The 15524-nt window shown below is 68.1% G+C and carries 11 protein-coding genes; 9 read left to right on the top strand and 2 right to left on the bottom strand.

Annotated elements, in window-relative coordinates; genetic code table 11:
• The first annotated feature begins 362 nt into the window (after positions 1-362).
• Positions 363-1817: an NAD-dependent succinate-semialdehyde dehydrogenase gene (locus OG804_RS19275; RefSeq protein ID WP_328388431.1), complete on the top strand. Its 1455-nt coding sequence runs from the start codon at positions 363-365 to the stop codon at positions 1815-1817.
• A 91-nt stretch (positions 1818-1908) separates the two neighbouring features.
• Here OG804_RS19275 and OG804_RS19270 read toward each other — a convergent pair whose 3' ends face one another.
• Entirely contained in the window at positions 1909-2220 is a 312-nt protein-coding gene (locus tag OG804_RS19270; RefSeq protein ID WP_328388429.1) for a chorismate mutase, read from the bottom strand.
• Positions 2221-2561: 341 nt separating this feature from the next.
• Between OG804_RS19270 and pcrA the strand changes: the two genes are divergently transcribed.
• Both pcrA and OG804_RS19260 read left to right on the top strand, forming a co-directional pair.
• Positions 2562-5285: a DNA helicase PcrA gene (gene pcrA, locus OG804_RS19265; protein WP_328388427.1), complete on the top strand. Its 2724-nt coding sequence runs from the start codon at positions 2562-2564 to the stop codon at positions 5283-5285.
• A gap of 32 nt (positions 5286-5317) precedes the next feature.
• Positions 5318-5623, top strand: a complete 306-nt coding sequence (locus tag OG804_RS19260; protein ID WP_328388425.1) for a hypothetical protein — start codon at positions 5318-5320, stop codon at positions 5621-5623.
• Between the two features lie 45 nt (positions 5624-5668).
• Here OG804_RS19260 and OG804_RS19255 read toward each other — a convergent pair whose 3' ends face one another.
• Positions 5669-6958 carry a M23 family metallopeptidase gene (locus OG804_RS19255; protein ID WP_328388423.1) on the bottom strand — a complete coding sequence of 430 codons (1290 nt, stop codon included), beginning with the start codon at positions 6956-6958 and terminating at the stop codon, positions 5669-5671.
• A 611-nt stretch (positions 6959-7569) separates the two neighbouring features.
• On the opposite strand from OG804_RS19255, the gene sucC reads away from it, so the two are divergent.
• The 6 genes from sucC (at position 7570) to purH (ending at position 15487) form a co-directional block, all read left to right on the top strand.
• Complete coding sequence (gene sucC / locus OG804_RS19250; RefSeq protein WP_328388421.1) at positions 7570-8733, top strand: ADP-forming succinate--CoA ligase subunit beta; 1164 nt, start codon at positions 7570-7572, stop codon at positions 8731-8733.
• A 42-nt stretch (positions 8734-8775) separates the two neighbouring features.
• Positions 8776-9690, top strand: coding sequence for a succinate--CoA ligase subunit alpha (gene sucD, locus OG804_RS19245; RefSeq protein WP_328388419.1), 915 nt, complete (start codon positions 8776-8778; stop codon positions 9688-9690).
• Positions 9691-10568: 878 nt separating this feature from the next.
• A complete protein-coding gene (locus OG804_RS19240) occupies positions 10569-11489 on the top strand; it encodes a DUF5336 domain-containing protein (protein WP_328388417.1) in 921 nt (306 codons plus the stop codon).
• A 67-nt stretch (positions 11490-11556) separates the two neighbouring features.
• The gene (locus tag OG804_RS19235) at positions 11557-13119 is read left to right on the top strand and encodes a cell division protein PerM (protein ID WP_328388415.1); all 1563 of its coding nucleotides are present in this window, start codon (positions 11557-11559) and stop codon (positions 13117-13119) included.
• Between the two features lie 161 nt (positions 13120-13280).
• On the top strand, positions 13281-13928 hold the full coding sequence (gene purN / locus OG804_RS19230; protein WP_328398537.1) for a phosphoribosylglycinamide formyltransferase: 648 nt from the start codon (positions 13281-13283) through the stop codon (positions 13926-13928).
• The gene (gene purH, locus OG804_RS19225) at positions 13925-15487 is read left to right on the top strand and encodes a bifunctional phosphoribosylaminoimidazolecarboxamide formyltransferase/IMP cyclohydrolase (RefSeq protein ID WP_328388413.1); all 1563 of its coding nucleotides are present in this window, start codon (positions 13925-13927) and stop codon (positions 15485-15487) included. Before purN ends, purH begins: the two co-directional genes overlap by 4 nt.
• Positions 15488-15524 lie beyond the last annotated feature (37 nt).

Genomic DNA, 15524 nt, shown 5'->3' with positions numbered 1-15524 from the left:
GTGGCCGATGTGAACGACGATTCCGCGGCCCTGATTGTCGCCTTTCGGTGGTCGGGGCCCGCCCCGGTTCTGGAGCGACAGAGCGAAGGAGCGCAGCGACCGACCGCCAGAAAAGTCGACCCACGACCACCACTCCGAACTGTCCCATTCCGAGGTCGGGGCCCGCCCCGGTTCTGGAGCGACGAAGCGAAGGAGCGCAGCGACTGAGCGTAGGAGTGAAGAACCGGGGTTAACGAGGGCCCCGACCCCGCCCCGCCGAAGGCGGGGCAAATAAACACAGCCCCGCCCCGCCGAAGGCGGGGCAATAGACACTGTCCGCGTGAGCCAGCGAAATCGGCCTCGACCCGGCTTAGGCTGACCGTATGCCCTCAGAAACCGAAGTACTCGAGTCCGTACCGAAGCAGCTGTGGATCGGTGGCCCGGTCGACGCCACCGGCGGCGGCACCTTCGCCGTGCACAACCCGGCGAACGGCGAGGTTCTCGCCGAGGTCGCGGACGGTTCCCCGGAGGACGCGGTGCGGGCGTTGGACGCTGCGGCGGCGGCTCAGGCGGGCTGGGCCGCCACTCCGGCTCGGGAGCGCGGGGAGATCCTGCGGGCGGTTTTCGAGGGTATTACCGCGCGCGCCGAGGACTTCGCGCTGCTGATGACGTTGGAAATGGGTAAGGCGCTGCCGGAGAGCCGTAACGAGGTGCGCTACGGCGCGGAGTTCTTCCGCTGGTTCAGTGAGGAGGCGGCCCGGATCCACGGCCGCTATCTGCACGCGCCGTCGGGTACCGGCCGGATCTTGGTGCACAAACAGCCGGTCGGGCCGTGTCTGGCGATCACGCCGTGGAATTTCCCGCTGGCGATGGGCACCCGCAAGATCGGTCCCGCGCTCGCCGCCGGCTGCACCATGATCGTCAAACCGGCTTCGGCGACCCCGCTCACCATGCTGCTGCTGGCGAAATTGTGTGCCGAGGCCGGGCTGCCCGAGGGCGTGCTCTCGGTGATCACCTCCCGCCGTTCCGGCGCGGTGACCCAGCCGCTGCTCGACGATCCCCGGTTGCGCAAGCTCACCTTCACCGGGTCCACCGAGGTGGGGCGCACCCTGGTCGAGAAGTCCGCCACCGGTCTGCTGCGCACCTCGATGGAACTCGGCGGGAACGCTCCGTTCGTGGTGTTCGACGACGCCGATATCGACGCGGCGGTCGAGGGCGCCATGCTGGCGAAGTTGCGCAACGGCGGGGAGGCGTGCACGGCCGCCAATCGCTTCCATGTGCAGCGGGCGGTGGTCGAGGAGTTCACCGACAAGTTCGTCGCGGCGATCAACGCGCAGGTGCGGATGGGCCCGGGTACCGAGTCGGCGACCACTCTCGGTCCGCTGGTCAGTGCGGAGCAGTTGAACACTGTGTCCGAGCTGGTCGAGGACGCGGTCGCGGCCGGTGCTTCGGTCCGCGTCGGCGGTAAGGCTCCCGGTGGTCCGGGGTGGTTCTATCCGGCGACCGTGCTCGCCGATATTCCCGCGAAGGCACGCATTCTGCGTGAGGAGGTTTTCGGGCCGGTGGCGCCGATCGTCGCCTTCGATACCGAGGACGAGGGGCTGGCGGCCGCGAACGATACCGAATTCGGGCTGGTGAGCTATGTCTACACCCGAGATCTGGATCGGGCGTTGCGGGTCGCCGAGGGATTGGAGAGCGGAATGGTGGGTGTGAATCGTGGGGTGATCTCTGATCCGGCGGCCCCGTTCGGCGGCGTCAAGGCCTCCGGTTTCGGCCGGGAGGGCGGCACCGAGGGGATCGAGGAGTATCTGTCGACCAAGTACATCGCGATGACGTGACCGACAGTACGAACCGCCCTGGGGCGTGGTCACCCGGGGCGGTTCGTGAGGTTGCGGCGGTCTGCGGGCCGTCGCGTCGGTTCTATGGGGTCTAGCGGCCGAGACGTCCGCGACCGAGTCGCAGCAGCAGCATCGCCAGGGTGTGGCCTTCCTGGCCCAGTTCGCTGAAACGTTCCAGCACTTTCATCTCCCGGCTGTGTACCAGCCGGGTGCCTCCGGAGGCCATCCGGGTTCGTCCGATCACCCGCGAGATCTCCGTCCGGCGCTTGATCGCCGTCAGGATTTCCGCATCGAGTCGGTCGATCTCCTTACGGAGCTTCTCGATCTCGGCTTCGGTCCGAGGGAGCTCCGATTCCGAGTCGGTGGTGGAACCCGATCCGGTCGCCGTAGCGGGTGTGCTCATTTCTCATCTCCTCGTGTCAGAACCTGGATCGGCGCCGAGGCGCGTCGTGTTACCGGTCCAGAGCTCCTTCACCGTGAAATAGACCCGGCGGGTCTGGTAGTGCCGTTCCCCCTGATCTGCCCCCCTTTCGGGGCTTCAGGTGCCCGGTCTGCGACCCCGCTGCCCAGACAACCGGCGCGGATGTTTCGCTGAAGGGCAAACCATATTGCCAGTTTGCCATGGTCTCCAGGGTATGCAAAACGCTCACTGCTGGGGATATCGGACGCGGGGGACGGATCCGGGAAGCCGAATTCGGCCGAGTGTTCGATCGTGTCGGGTCGCGGCGGTAGCGTGAACAGACGATGGACACCACCGCGGCAGCACTTCGTTCGGACTCGCACAATTCCCGTGCCACCACCTCTGGCGCCGGCTCCCCGGAGCCCGGCGCGGCGCCGGGGGCTCCGGCCCTGCCCGGTCTCGAGCTACCGGACGCGGAGCGGGGCGCCCCCGGCGGTCGTGAGTCCGGTGCCGCCGCGGGCGGGCTGGCCGCATTGCAGCGCCGGGTCCAGAACGAACAGACCCAGCAGCGCGCAAGCGCGGCCCAGCGCCGGGCCGAGGAGGCCGAGGAACTGCTGGACGGGCTGAATCCGCAGCAGCGCGCCGCCGTTCTGCACACCGGGTCGCCGCTGTTGATCGTGGCGGGGGCGGGCTCGGGTAAAACCGCGGTGCTGACCCGCCGGATCGCCTATCTGCTGGCCGCGCGGGGGGCCACTCCGGGGCAGATCCTCGCCATCACCTTCACCAACAAGGCCGCGGCCGAGATGCGGGAGCGGGTCATCGAACTCGTGGGCCCGCGTGCCGCGTCCATGTGGGTGTCGACCTTCCACTCCAGCTGTGTGCGCATCCTGCGCACCCAGGCGGCGCTGCTGCCGGGGTTGAACTCGAACTTCTCCATCTACGACGCCGACGATTCCCGGCGGTTGCTCACCATGATCGGCCGGGACCTGGAGCTCGATCCCAAGAAGTACTCGCCGCGGCTGCTCGCCACCGCCATCTCCAATCTGAAGAACGAACTCATCGGCCCGGAGCAGGCGAATACGGACGCCGGATTCGAGGATGTCGAACTGCCCCGGATCGTCGCCCGGGTCTACACCGAGTACCAGCGTCGGCTGCGTACGGCCAACGCCATGGACTTCGACGACCTCATCGGTGAGACGGTCGCGCTGTTGCAGAAGCATCCCCAGGTCGCCGAGTACTACCGCCGCCGCTTCCGGCACGTGCTGGTCGACGAATACCAGGACACCAACCATGCCCAGTATGTGCTGGTACGGGAGCTGGTCGGCCATCCCACCGCGGGCGCGGAGGCTGCCACCGAAGCCGTGGACACCGAGGCCGGCGCCGCCGCGGCCGGCCTCGACACCGAGTCGCCGGACTCCGCGGGCGTCGACGGGGTGCCGCCCAGCGAACTGTGCGTGGTCGGCGACGCGGATCAGTCGATCTACGCCTTCCGGGGCGCCACCATTCGCAATATCGAGGAATTCGAGCGCGATTTCCCCGATGCCGAGACGATTCTGCTGGAACAGAACTACCGCTCCACCCAGAACATCCTGAACGCGGCCAACTCGGTGATCTCCCGCAACAGCAACCGCCGTGACAAACGGTTGTGGACCGATGCCGGTGCGGGCGAACTCATCACCGGTTACGTCGCCGACAACGAGCACGACGAGGCGGCCTTCGTCGCCCGGGAGATCGACCGGCTGGTGGACGCGGGCGAGGCCGCCTACTCCGATATCGCCGTCTTCTACCGCACCAATAACAATTCCCGGGCGCTGGAGGAGATCTTCATTCGCATGGGCCTGCCCTACAAGGTGGTCGGCGGGGTCCGGTTCTACGAGCGCAAAGAGGTTCGCGATATCGTCGCCTACCTGCGCGTACTGGAGAATCCGAATGACGCGGTGAGCTTGCGCCGCATCCTCAACACCCCGCGCCGCGGTATCGGCGACCGCGCCGAGGCCTGTGTTGCCGTGCACGCCGAACAGCGCGGTATCGGTTTCGCCGAGGCATTGCGCGATGCCGCCGCCGGTGAGGTCGCGTTGCTGAACACCCGGGCGCGTAACGCCATCGCCGGGTTCGTCGCGCTGCTCGAGCAGATCCGTGCCGCCGGGCAGATGGACGAACTGGACTTCCCCGATGTGGGCGCGGTGGTCGAGGCGGTTCTCGACCGCACCGGTTACCGGGCGGAACTGGAGTCCTCCGACGACCCGCAGGACGGTGCGCGGCTGGACAACCTGAACGAACTCGTGAGCGTGGCCCGGGAATTCAGCTCCGAGGCGCGTAATGCCCTGGAAGCGGCCCGGGCCGAGGGCCTTATGCCCGAAACCGGTGAGGGCGAACCCGAACCGGGGTCGCTGGCCGCGTTCCTGGAACGTGTCTCGCTGGTGGCCGATGCGGACCAGATACCCGAGCAGGGTTCGGGCATGGTCACGATGATGACCCTGCACACCGCCAAGGGCTTGGAGTTCCCGGTGGTTTTCGTGACCGGCTGGGAGGACGGGCAGTTCCCGCATCTGCGCGCTCTCGGCGATCCGGCCGAGCTGGCCGAGGAACGCCGGCTGGCCTATGTGGGCATCACCCGGGCCAGGCGTCGGCTGTATCTCACGCGCGCGGTGGTCCGTTCGGCCTGGGGACAGCCGGTGTTCAATCCGGAGTCCAGGTTCCTGCAGGAGGTTCCGGATCATCTGATCGACTGGCAGCGGCTCGAACCCAAGCGCTCGTCCGCGCCCACACAGTACGGTCGGCGCCGTGGCGCCGATTCGGCCGGTGAGGACTGGACCGGCGGCTGGCCGGGATCCCGGGAGGCCCGGCCCGGAATCCGTGAGAGCAGGCCCGCTCCGCGCGGTGTCGCCCGCAACAACGTCGGGCTGTCCCTGGCCGTGGGCGACCGGGTCAGCGACGACAAATACGGTCTCGGCCGGGTGGTCGCGGCGGACGGTGTCGGCGATATGGCCAGTGTGACGATCGATTTCGGTACCAGCGGCAAGATCCGGCTCATCCCGAAGTTCAGTCAGACCCTGACGAAGCTGTAGTCCGCCTGCCCGGGGCTGGGTAGGTTCCGGGTATGGAGTCTGTTGCCCAGCATCTGATGTGGTTCGTGCCGATGCTCTGGCTCGGGATGGTGCTGGCGATCTCTTTCCTCGAGGCGCCGCTGAAGTTCCGCGCACCCGGGGTGGCCACGGAGCTCGGGCTGGGTATCGGCAGGCTGGTGTTCCGCGCTGTGGTGGTGCGGCCGCCGCTGTCGCGCCGGTCGGACCGAGTGCTCGCGGGCGAGGAACTACCCCGATCCGGGGCGCACTACTGGTACATCGGATCGGAGATCGCCAAGGTGATCATGTTGATCGGGTTGGCGATCTCCGCCACGCCCTGAGGAGCGCAATCGGTGCTGTGACGTGCCGAGTCGGCGGGCGTCCGGTTAGTCGCCGGGCCCGATCAGGCTGATACCGCGAGTGGCCAGCCAGGGAATCGGATCGACCTTATCGCTGCCGTTGAGCCAGACCTCGAAGTGGCAGTGCGGCCCGGTGGAGAAACCGCGGTTGCCTACGGTGGCGATCTGATCGCCCGCCAGCACGTATTCACCGACCGAGACCGTGGTGGTGTCGACGTGCCCGTAGACGGTGATGGTGCCGTCGGCGTGCTGAAGGCGGACCCACATTCCGAAACCGGCGGCCGGCCCGGCGTCGATGACCTCACCGTCGGCCACCGCGTAGATCGGGGTGCCGATCGGTGCGGCCACGTCCACGCCCAGATGCTGGACGCCCCAGCGGGCGCCGAATCCGGAGGTGTAGGTGCCGTTCGCGAAACTGGCGAACAGCGGCCGGTACTTGGCTTCCTCTGCCCGGGCCAGATCCTGGGCGAACTGGGCGCCGTTGGCGAGCATATCCCCGAAACGGCTGGTGTCGAGCGGGGCGCCCCCGCTCAGCATCTGAGGTGAATTGGTCGCGGGCGTGGCCGGATTCTCGGTGGCCATGGACTGGGCGGCGATCTCGTGCACCGACCCGGCGGCCTCGTAATCCGTGGCCTGCTGCTGTTTCTGGTCGCCCGGCTCCGCGGTGGCGCACTGCCCGGCCGCGACGACCGCGCCGGCCGCGACGGCGACGACCGCTGCCCGGCCCTTGAGTGCGGACGGCGGGGCGGTTACGCGGTGGGCGCCCCGGGAACGGGATTGCCGGCGCGGTTCGGCGGGTTCGTCGTCGACGGCGGGCGCGTTCTCCAGCGCCTCGGCGATCGTCGCGGGTCTGCCGTAGGGTTCGTGCTCCGCCGGTCCGCCGTGCTCGCGGGGTGCGGGGGCGCCGGACCAGGATTGGGCTTCGGTCCAGCTCTGGTGGGTGTTCCAGTTCGGATCACTGTGCCAGGCGGGCTTCTCGTTCTGCTGCCACCCGTTCTGCTGCCAGTTGTTCTGCGCTGCCGGGTCGCCGCCGGACCAGCCACCGTCCTGGGGGTCGGACCAGTTCTGGCCGGTGGTGCCGTCCTGGGAATCGGCCCAGGACTGGTTGGTCGACCAGAAGTCGTCGGCTGCGGTGCGATGGGCATCGGCTGCGGCCGACGCGGCGGCGGTATTGAGCGGCCGCCGGCGGGCCCGGCTGTCGCCGGCGGCGCCGAACGCGTTGAACGGTTGCGCGCCTTCGGTCGGCTGTGTGCCGTCGCGACGGCGCCGATCGGGGCGATTGTCGAATTGGGTGTCGAGGGTGCCGCGATGGTTCATCGGCCGGTTCGCATCCGACTTCCGGCACCGGAGACCTGGTCTGCGGTGGCGGGATGCGGCGCCGGGAAGGCTGCTGCCGAACGGCTCTGCGACTGCGGAGCGGGGTGCTGCGTCAAGCTGCCGTCCTCTCTAACCTGCTCACGGGAGCAATATCACGGAGATCTGTACTCGCGTGATAACCAGCTGCGCAAGCGTCCACGCCTGTGCAACGTTTGTGATCGGGCTGTGACATCGATCGGTTCGACGGTAACGAAACGATTGCGAAGCGGCAAGCGGTAGGCCATTTTCAAACGTTACTGTGACATTGATCACATCTGAAACGCCGGGTGGGCTCACTGCCGGGCGGGCGGTGCGGTGATCTTCCTGCCGGGATCCGGTCCGGCTGCCGACCGTGTCGGCGCATCGCCTGCGGATCACCCGAAAAGCTACTCGCCGGTAGCCATGGCCTGCGTGTTTGGTATCCCCGCTTCCGGGCCCGTGACCTGTGCCACTTAGGATGAACGTGCCCGATCGGCCGTCCCCTCGAGTGGTTAGAGTCCGAACGACCCGCTACCGACGTCGGGCCGCCAACAAAGACGTTGTCATAGCAACGCAGACGAGACGGTGAGTACATGGATCTCTTCGAATATCAGGCGAAGGAGCTCTTCGTAAAGCACGGGGTGCCTTCGTCGGAAGGCCGCGTAACCGACACTGCCGAGGACGCCCGCGCCATCGCCGCGGAAATCGGCAAGCCGGTGATGATCAAATCCCAGGTGAAGGTCGGCGGCCGCGGCAAGGCCGGTGGCGTGAAGTACGCGGCCACCCCTGATGACGCGTTCACCCACGGGCAGAACATCCTCGGCCTGGACATCAAGGGCCACATCACCAAGAAGATCCTGGTCGCCGAGGCGAAAGATATCGCCGAGGAGTACTACATCTCCTTCCTGCTCGATCGCACCAACCGCACCTACCTGGCCATGTGCTCGGTCGAGGGCGGTATGGAGATCGAAGAGGTCGCCGAGACCAAGCCCGAGCGCCTCGCGAAGGTTGCCGTCGACGCTGTCAAGGGTGTCGATCTGGCATTCGCCCGTTCCATCGCCGAGCAGGGCCACCTGCCCGCGGATGTGCTGGACGCCGCCGCGGTGACCATCCAGAAGCTGTGGGAGGTCTTCGTCAACGAGGACGCCACCCTGGTCGAGGTCAACCCGCTGGTCCGCACCCCGGACAACGAGATCCTCGCGCTCGACGGCAAGGTCACCCTGGACGAGAACGCCGAGTTCCGGCACCCCGACCACGCGGAGTTCGCCGACAAGGACGCGACCGATCCGCTGGAGCTCAAGGCCAAGGAGAACGACCTCAACTACGTCAAGCTCGACGGTCAGGTCGGGATCATCGGCAACGGTGCCGGTCTGGTCATGTCGACCCTGGACGTCGTCGCCTACGCCGGCGAGAACCACAACGGCGTGAAGCCGGCCAACTTCCTCGATATCGGTGGCGGCGCCTCCGCGGAGGTCATGGCCAACGGTCTCGACGTGATCCTGAACGACGCCCAGGTCAAAAGCGTTTTCGTGAACGTGTTCGGCGGTATCACCGCCTGCGACGCGGTCGCCAACGGCATTGTCAAGGCCCTCGAGATCCTGGGCGACGAAGCGAACAAGCCGCTCGTGGTCCGCCTGGACGGAAACCGGGTGGAGGAGGGTCGCAAGATCCTCGCCGAGGCCGCGCACCCCCTGGTGACGCTGGCGCAGACCATGGACGAAGGCGCCGACAAGGCCGCCGAACTCGCGGCCCGCTGAGTCGACCTACTAGGGCACGCCCAGTAAAGGACAAACAGAACTATGTCAATCTTCCTCAACAAGGACTCGAAGGTCATCGTCCAGGGCATCACCGGCGGCGAGGGCACCAAGCACACCGCCCTGATGCTCAAGGCGGGCACCCAGGTCGTCGGCGGTGTGAACGCGCGTAAGGCGGGCACCACCGTCTCGCACACCGACAAAGACGGCAACGCGGTCGAACTGCCCGTATTCGCCTCCGTGGCCGAAGCCATCGAGAAGACCGGCGCCGACGTCTCCATCGCGTTCGTCCCGCCGAAGTTCTCCAAAGACGCCATCATCGAGGCCATCGACGCGGAGATCCCGCTGCTCGTGGTCATCACCGAAGGCATCCCGGTGCAGGACACCGCCTACGCGTGGGCCTACAACGTGGAGAAGGGCGCCAAGACCCGGATCATCGGCCCCAACTGCCCCGGCATCATCACCCCCGGCGAATCGCTGGTCGGCATCACCCCGGCCAACATCTCCGGCAAGGGCCCGATCGGACTGGTCTCCAAGTCCGGCACCCTGACCTACCAGATGATGTACGAGCTCCGCGACTTCGGCTTCTCCACCTCCATCGGTATCGGCGGTGACCCCGTCATCGGCACCACCCATATCGATGCCATCGAAGCGTTCGAGAAGGACCCGGAGACCAAGCTGATCGTCATGATCGGCGAGATCGGCGGCGACGCCGAGGAGCGGGCCGCGGCCTACATCCAGGCCAACGTCACCAAACCGGTCGTCGGCTACGTCGCCGGGTTCACCGCCCCCGAGGGCAAAACCATGGGTCACGCGGGCGCGATCGTGTCCGGTTCGTCGGGTACCGCCCAGGCGAAGAAGGACGCGCTGGAAGCCGCGGGCGTGAAGGTCGGCAAGACGCCGTCGGAGACCGCCGCGCTGGCTCGCGAGATTCTGGAAAAGGCTGCTGTCACCGCCTGATTCGGTGGATCCGCTGGTAGTCCGGAGGCCGTCCGCGTAGAGCGGGCGGCCTCTGTGTTTATGGCGCCGCCTTCGGCGGCGCGGGGTCGGGGCCCTTGTCAACCCCGGTTCTTCACTCCGGCGCTCAGTCGCTGCGCTCCTTCGCTCTGTCGCTCCAGAACCGGGGCGGGCCCCGACTGTGTTTGTTTGCCCCGCCTCCGGCGCGGCGGGTCGGGGCCCTCGTTAACCCCGGTTCTTCACTCCGGCGCTCAGTCGCTGCGCTCCTTCGCTCTGTCGCTCCAGAACCGGGGCGGGCCCCGACCATGGAATGGTGGCTGTCGGGAGGGCGAGGGGTGTGGGTGGACATACGTCTTGACCAGCGTGGGCAGTTCGACGACTCGGTAAGTGCTCAGTGGTCGTCGATATGTCGATGGCGGTGTGCGCGCGCTCAGTCGCTGCGCTCCTGCGCTCTATTGCTCCAGAACCGGGGCGGGCCCGACCTGGCGGGTGGACTATCCGGAGTAGGCGAGGGGTTCGGGCGGAGGGGTGTCTCGACCTGCGTGGGTGGGTTCACGACTGGGTGAGTGTCGATGGTCGCCGGTTTATCGACGGCAGTGCGCGCGCTCGACCCTCCGCGGTCCTTCGGGGGTGCGCACGCGGTCGGTCGCTGTGCTTCTTCGCTCCGTCGCTGCAGAGCCGGGCGGCTCCGAACCTGAATGCGACCCCCGGGCGTGGGATCCGGCAGGCTCGCCGTACTTTGTGCACTCGGGTCGCACGGGGCGGGATCCACTGCCTGTCCACAGCCGCATCCTTCGGTGATGACCTGTGCGCGCGCGTGCAGTAGCGTCAAAGGGAATTCAGCCGTCAAGTACGTATGACTCGACCTAGGAGATGACGACATGTCATACCCGACCGGGGGCTCCGGGTACAACGCACCCGTACCGCCCTCCGTTCCGCCCAATCCCGGCCAGCAGGCGGCCGGTGGTGCGAGTGCCGGTGAGGCCGGCGGGAAAGGACTGCCGTTCTTCCTGACCATCGGTGTCGCCGCGGTGGGCGTGATCGCCTTCCTGCTCGGCTTCCTGTCCTATGTGGGCGCGGACAGCGATCTGGATCTGCCGTCGTCGGCGGACACCAGCCTGAACCTGTTCGAATACCAGGAAGCCACGATCGGCGGACTGCTGCTGATCGCCGCGCTGCTCGCGGGCCTGTCGTTGCTGCCGAAGCAGAACTGGGTCGGGGTGTCGGCGGCGATCGCGACCGGAACCTTCATCACCATCCTGTTCCAGCTGTTCAGCCTCCCCGAAGGCGCCAAGGCCGAGATCGGGCTGTACCTGATCCTGGTTCTCGCGCTGATCCAGGCGGGCCTGGCCGTGGCCGTCGTGCTGTTCGACGCGGGGATCCTGTCCCCGCCGGCCGCGCGACCGGCGACCCCGAGCGGATTCCCGGGCGGCCAGCAGGGTTACGGCCAGCAGCAGTACCAGGGCCAGCAGGGATACGGTCAGCAGCAGGGTTACGGCCAGCAGTACAGCAGCGGCCAGCAGCAGCAGCCGGGCTACGGCCAGCAGGGCCAGCAGCAGGCCTACGGTCAGCAGCCGGGCTACGGTCAGCAACAGCAGCAGGCCTACGGTCAGCAGCCGCAGCAGTCGCCGTATGCGGGCGGCCAGCAGCCTTCCCCCTACGGCCAGCAGCCGCAACAGCAGGCCTACGGTCAGCAGCCGCAGCAGCCCGGCCAGCCGGCTCAGCCCTTCGGCGGCGAACAGCCCGCCGATCCGGCCGCCGACGCCACCCGTGCGTTCCGGCAGTCCGACGACCAGAAGTGATCACTGGCAGCACCCGGCGCGGCGCGCCTGAAGCGCCCGCGCCGGGGCGGCTGCCACTCTGAAATCCATGAGTTCCCCGCGTACCTCGTCGAACCAGCCGATCCGGGGCGCGCGCGGGGATTCGGCGCGACCCGGTGCTGAGCCGGGCTTTCTCTCGCTTCCACCCGACCGCGCCCGGGTCCTGCTCTTCGTAGCCTTCCGTCCCGCCGCCTTCGCGCTGGCCGCCATCGTGGTCACCATGCTCGTGACCCTGCTCACCGCGGGGAGCGATCTCACCGGCCTCAGCGGTGCGGTCGCCGCCGGCTGGCTCGCCGTTCATCAAGTGCCACTGCTCATCGGCACCACCACCGTGGGCCTGTTGCCGGTGTTGCCGACAGCAGTGCTGTTGTGGGCCGCGGTGCGGGAAGCGGTCGCCGCCACCGATACCGAACCCACCCGGGCCGAGATCGGTTGGCTGTGCGGTGCCGCCGTGGGCGGTCCGCTGCTGATCACCGCGGTGTGTCTGGCGGTCACCGAGGACGCGTCGGGTTCGATCGCCCTGCAGCGGCCGAATCCACTGACCGCCTTCGCTTGGGTTCTGCTGCTGCACTTGACCGCCGTCGTGTGCGGTGTCGCGTTCCGTTGCCGGGAGCGGATATTCGAGGGCCTGCCCTACGACGTGATCGCCGCCGCGTATGTCGCGGGCCGATCGGTGCTGCGATTGCTCGCCGCCGCGGCGGTTCTGCTCGTGCTGGCGCTGGTGGTGCACTGGTCGCGGGTCGGTGAGACCTACGGGCCCGCAGAGGGTTTCGTGGACGTACTGGGCCTGACCCTGCTCTCGCTGCTGTATCTGCCGAACGCGATGATCGCCGGTGTAGGGGTGCTGGTCGGGCCGGGGGTTCAGTTCGGTGATGCGTCGATCGGGGTGTTCACGGTGGTGGGCGGACCGATTCCGGCTGTGCCGCTACTCGCCGCCGTCCCTACGGGCCCCGCGGTGATCTGGTGGGCGGTCCTCCTGCTCGTGCCCGCCGCGGTGGGCGTGTACGGCGGGGTGGAGTCGGCTCGGGTGAGTTACGACCGGCCCGGCGCGCCTTGGGCACTGCTCGCCTCGGCCGGGCTCGGGAGCGCGGCGCTCACCGTACTGGCCGCGGCGTCCGGCGGCGAGCTCGGAAACTTCGGCCGACTGGGTCTCGAACTGCCGGTATTCGCGCTCGCGGTGTTCGCCTGGCTGGCGATACCCGGGTACGCGGGCCTACTGTTCGCGCGCACTTTCGTCGTCTCGTTCCCGACGCCGCTCATACGCCACCCCGATGCGCTGTTCGATCCCGACGACGCCGATTACGACGAGGACTACCCGGCCGATCCCGCACCCGGTCGGACTACCGCGGACCGCGCCCTGCCCTTCGGCCGGCTTCCCGAACTCCCCGGCGATACGGCCGCCGACCGGCCAGGTCGCTACGCCGGACTGCTCGACCGTCCGCGCGCCGAGTCGCCCGGACCGGAACAGCCGGTGGAGGTCGAAGCCGAGGTCGTCGAGGAGGAGCCGCCGCGCTCGGGTGTCGCCGGATCCACGGAAACCGCGCCCGAGATCCTGGATGCCGAGGTGGTCGAGTCCGATGTGCTCGACGGCGATACCGGAGACGGCCGCTAGGTGTGAGGTCCAGGGAGGTTGGTCAGCCGAGTGGCCGGTGGCCGACCGCCGCCGGTCGGTCCTCCGACCGCGTCTACTAGGCTCTATCCGTGCCGCGGGTTCGCTCCCGCCGGCGGGCTGGCACCCGCCCCGCCGTCCCTTCGAACTCCAGGAGTAGAGCCCTGACCGCCCCGGAACCCACCGATTCCACCCCGGCCGGACTGGTCGTACTCGCCTCGGGGACCGGTTCGCTGCTGCGCGCTCTGATCGACGCCGCGGCCGATCCCGGATATCCGGCGCGGATCCGCGCGGTGGGTGTGGATCGGCAGTGTCCGGCCGCCGAGCATGCCGAGGCGGCGGGAATCCCCGCTTTCCGGGCCGCGGTAGGTGATCACCCGGATCGCGCCGAATGGGATCGCGCGCTCACCGCGGCGGTCGACGGCTACTCGCCCGATCTGGTGGTGTGCGCGGGTTTCATGAAACTGCTCGGACCGGCGTTCCTGGACCGTTTCGGCGGCCGGATCATCAATACCCATCCGGCGCTGTTGCCCGCGTTCCCCGGTGCGCACGGCGTGCGTGACGCACTGGCCTATGGGGTTCGAGTCACCGGGACCACCGTGCACCTGGTGGACGCCGGTGTGGACACCGGCCCGATCCTGGCGCAGGAACCGGTTCGGGTCGATCCGGCGGACGACGAGGCCGGGCTGCACGAGCGCATCAAAGTCGTGGAGCGACGGTTGCTGGTGGAGGTTGTCGCCGCCGTCGCCACCCGCGGAATTGTCTCCGATGGACGAAAGGCAGTTATCCCAGATGAGCGAGTTCTCCGGTGAGTGAGCGCACACCGATCCGCCGGGCGCTGGTGAGCGTCTACGACAAGACCGGGCTCGTAGAGCTGGCGACCGCGTTGCATGCGGCCGGGGTCGAACTGGTTTCCACCGGGTCGACGGCCGGGCGGATCGCGGACGCCGGTATTCCGGTGACCCGGGTCGAGGATCTGACCGGTTTCCCGGAAACCCTGGACGGCCGGGTGAAAACCCTGCATCCGCGAGTGCACGCCGGCATCCTCGCCGACACCCGAAAGCCCGAACATCTCGATCAGCTCACCGAACTCGGTATCGAGGCGTTCCAGCTCGTCGTGGTGAACCTCTATCCGTTCACCGAGACCGTGACCAGTGGCGCGACCCCCGACGAATGCGTCGAGCAGATCGATATCGGCGGTCCGTCGATGGTGCGGGCCGCGGCGAAGAACCATCCGTCGGTGGCCGTCGTGGTGAACACCGGCGACTACGACCAGGTGCGAAAGGCCGTGGCCGACGGCGGTTTCACGCTGGCCGAGCGTACTGCCCTGGCCGCCAGGGCTTTTCAGCACACCGCGAGCTACGACGTGGCTGTCGCGACCTGGATGTCGGAGACGCTCGTCGACGAGGCTGCCGGTGGCGGGGAGTTCCCGTCCTGGGTCGGCGCGGTCTGGGAGCGCTCAGCGGTACTGCGATACGGCGAGAACCCGCACCAGCAGGCCGCCCTGTACACCGACGGCAACGGTGGCCGCGGGTTGGCCGGAGCGCGGCAGTTGCACGGCAAGGAGATGTCGTACAACAACTACACCGACGCCGATGCGGCGCTGCGTGCCGCTTACGACCACACCGCCCCCACGGTCGCGATCGTCAAGCACGCGAACCCGTGCGGGATCGCGACGGGCGCCGATATCGCGGAAGCGCACCGCAAGGCGCATGCCTGCGATCCGTTGAGCGCCTACGGCGGCGTGATCGCGACCAACGGTGAAGTCTCGGTGGCGATGGCTCAGCAGGTGGCGGAGATCTTCACCGAGGTGATCGCGGCGCCCGCGTATGCCGACGGCGCCGTCGAGGTGCTGCAGCGCAAGAAGAACATCCGGATCCTGATCACCGAGGCGCCCGCGCGGTCCGGTGCCGAACTGCGGCCGGTGAGCGGCGGGCTGCTGGTACAGCAGCGCGATGTGGTCGACGCCGAGGGCGACGATCCGGCGAACTGGACTCTCGCAGCCGGCGATCCGGCGGACGAGGCCACCCTCGCCGATCTCGAATTCGCTTGGCGCGCTTGCCGGGCCGTGAAGTCGAATGCCATCCTGCTGGCCCACGACGGCGCGTCGGTGGGTGTCGGTATGGGGCAGGTCAATCGGGTCGATTCGGTGCGGCTCGCCGTCCAGCGCGCCGGTGATCGAGCGGCGGGGTCGGTCGCGGCGTCGGACGCGTACTTCCCGTTCCCGGACGGGCCGCAACTGTTGCTGGAGGCCGGGATCCGCGCGATCGTCCAGCCGGGCGGTTCGGTGCGCGACCAGGACACCATCGATGCCGCCCGCGCTGCCGGGGTCACCATGTATTTCACGGGGGCCCGGCACTTCGCTCACTGACCGTGAGCCGAACCGGAAATAGCGACGCCCGTGGTTC

Origin of the sequence: Nocardia sp. NBC_00416 (assembly GCF_036032445.1) — a bacterium.
Taxonomy (GTDB): domain Bacteria; phylum Actinomycetota; class Actinomycetes; order Mycobacteriales; family Mycobacteriaceae; genus Nocardia.
This window is presented reverse-complemented; position numbering and strand designations above follow the sequence as displayed.

Coding starts and splice junctions, on each gene's coding strand:
- OG804_RS19275 (WP_328388431.1), top strand. CDS start 363: ATGCCCTCAGAAACCGAAGTACTCGAGTCCGTACCGAAGCAGCTGTGG.
- OG804_RS19270 (WP_328388429.1), bottom strand. CDS start 2,220: ATGAGCACACCCGCTACGGCGACCGGATCGGGTTCCACCACCGACTCG.
- pcrA (WP_328388427.1), top strand. CDS start 2,562: ATGGACACCACCGCGGCAGCACTTCGTTCGGACTCGCACAATTCCCGT.
- OG804_RS19260 (WP_328388425.1), top strand. CDS start 5,318: ATGGAGTCTGTTGCCCAGCATCTGATGTGGTTCGTGCCGATGCTCTGG.
- OG804_RS19255 (WP_328388423.1), bottom strand. CDS start 6,958: ATGAACCATCGCGGCACCCTCGACACCCAATTCGACAATCGCCCCGAT.
- sucC (WP_328388421.1), top strand. CDS start 7,570: ATGGATCTCTTCGAATATCAGGCGAAGGAGCTCTTCGTAAAGCACGGG.
- sucD (WP_328388419.1), top strand. CDS start 8,776: ATGTCAATCTTCCTCAACAAGGACTCGAAGGTCATCGTCCAGGGCATC.
- OG804_RS19240 (WP_328388417.1), top strand. CDS start 10,569: ATGTCATACCCGACCGGGGGCTCCGGGTACAACGCACCCGTACCGCCC.
- OG804_RS19235 (WP_328388415.1), top strand. CDS start 11,557: ATGAGTTCCCCGCGTACCTCGTCGAACCAGCCGATCCGGGGCGCGCGC.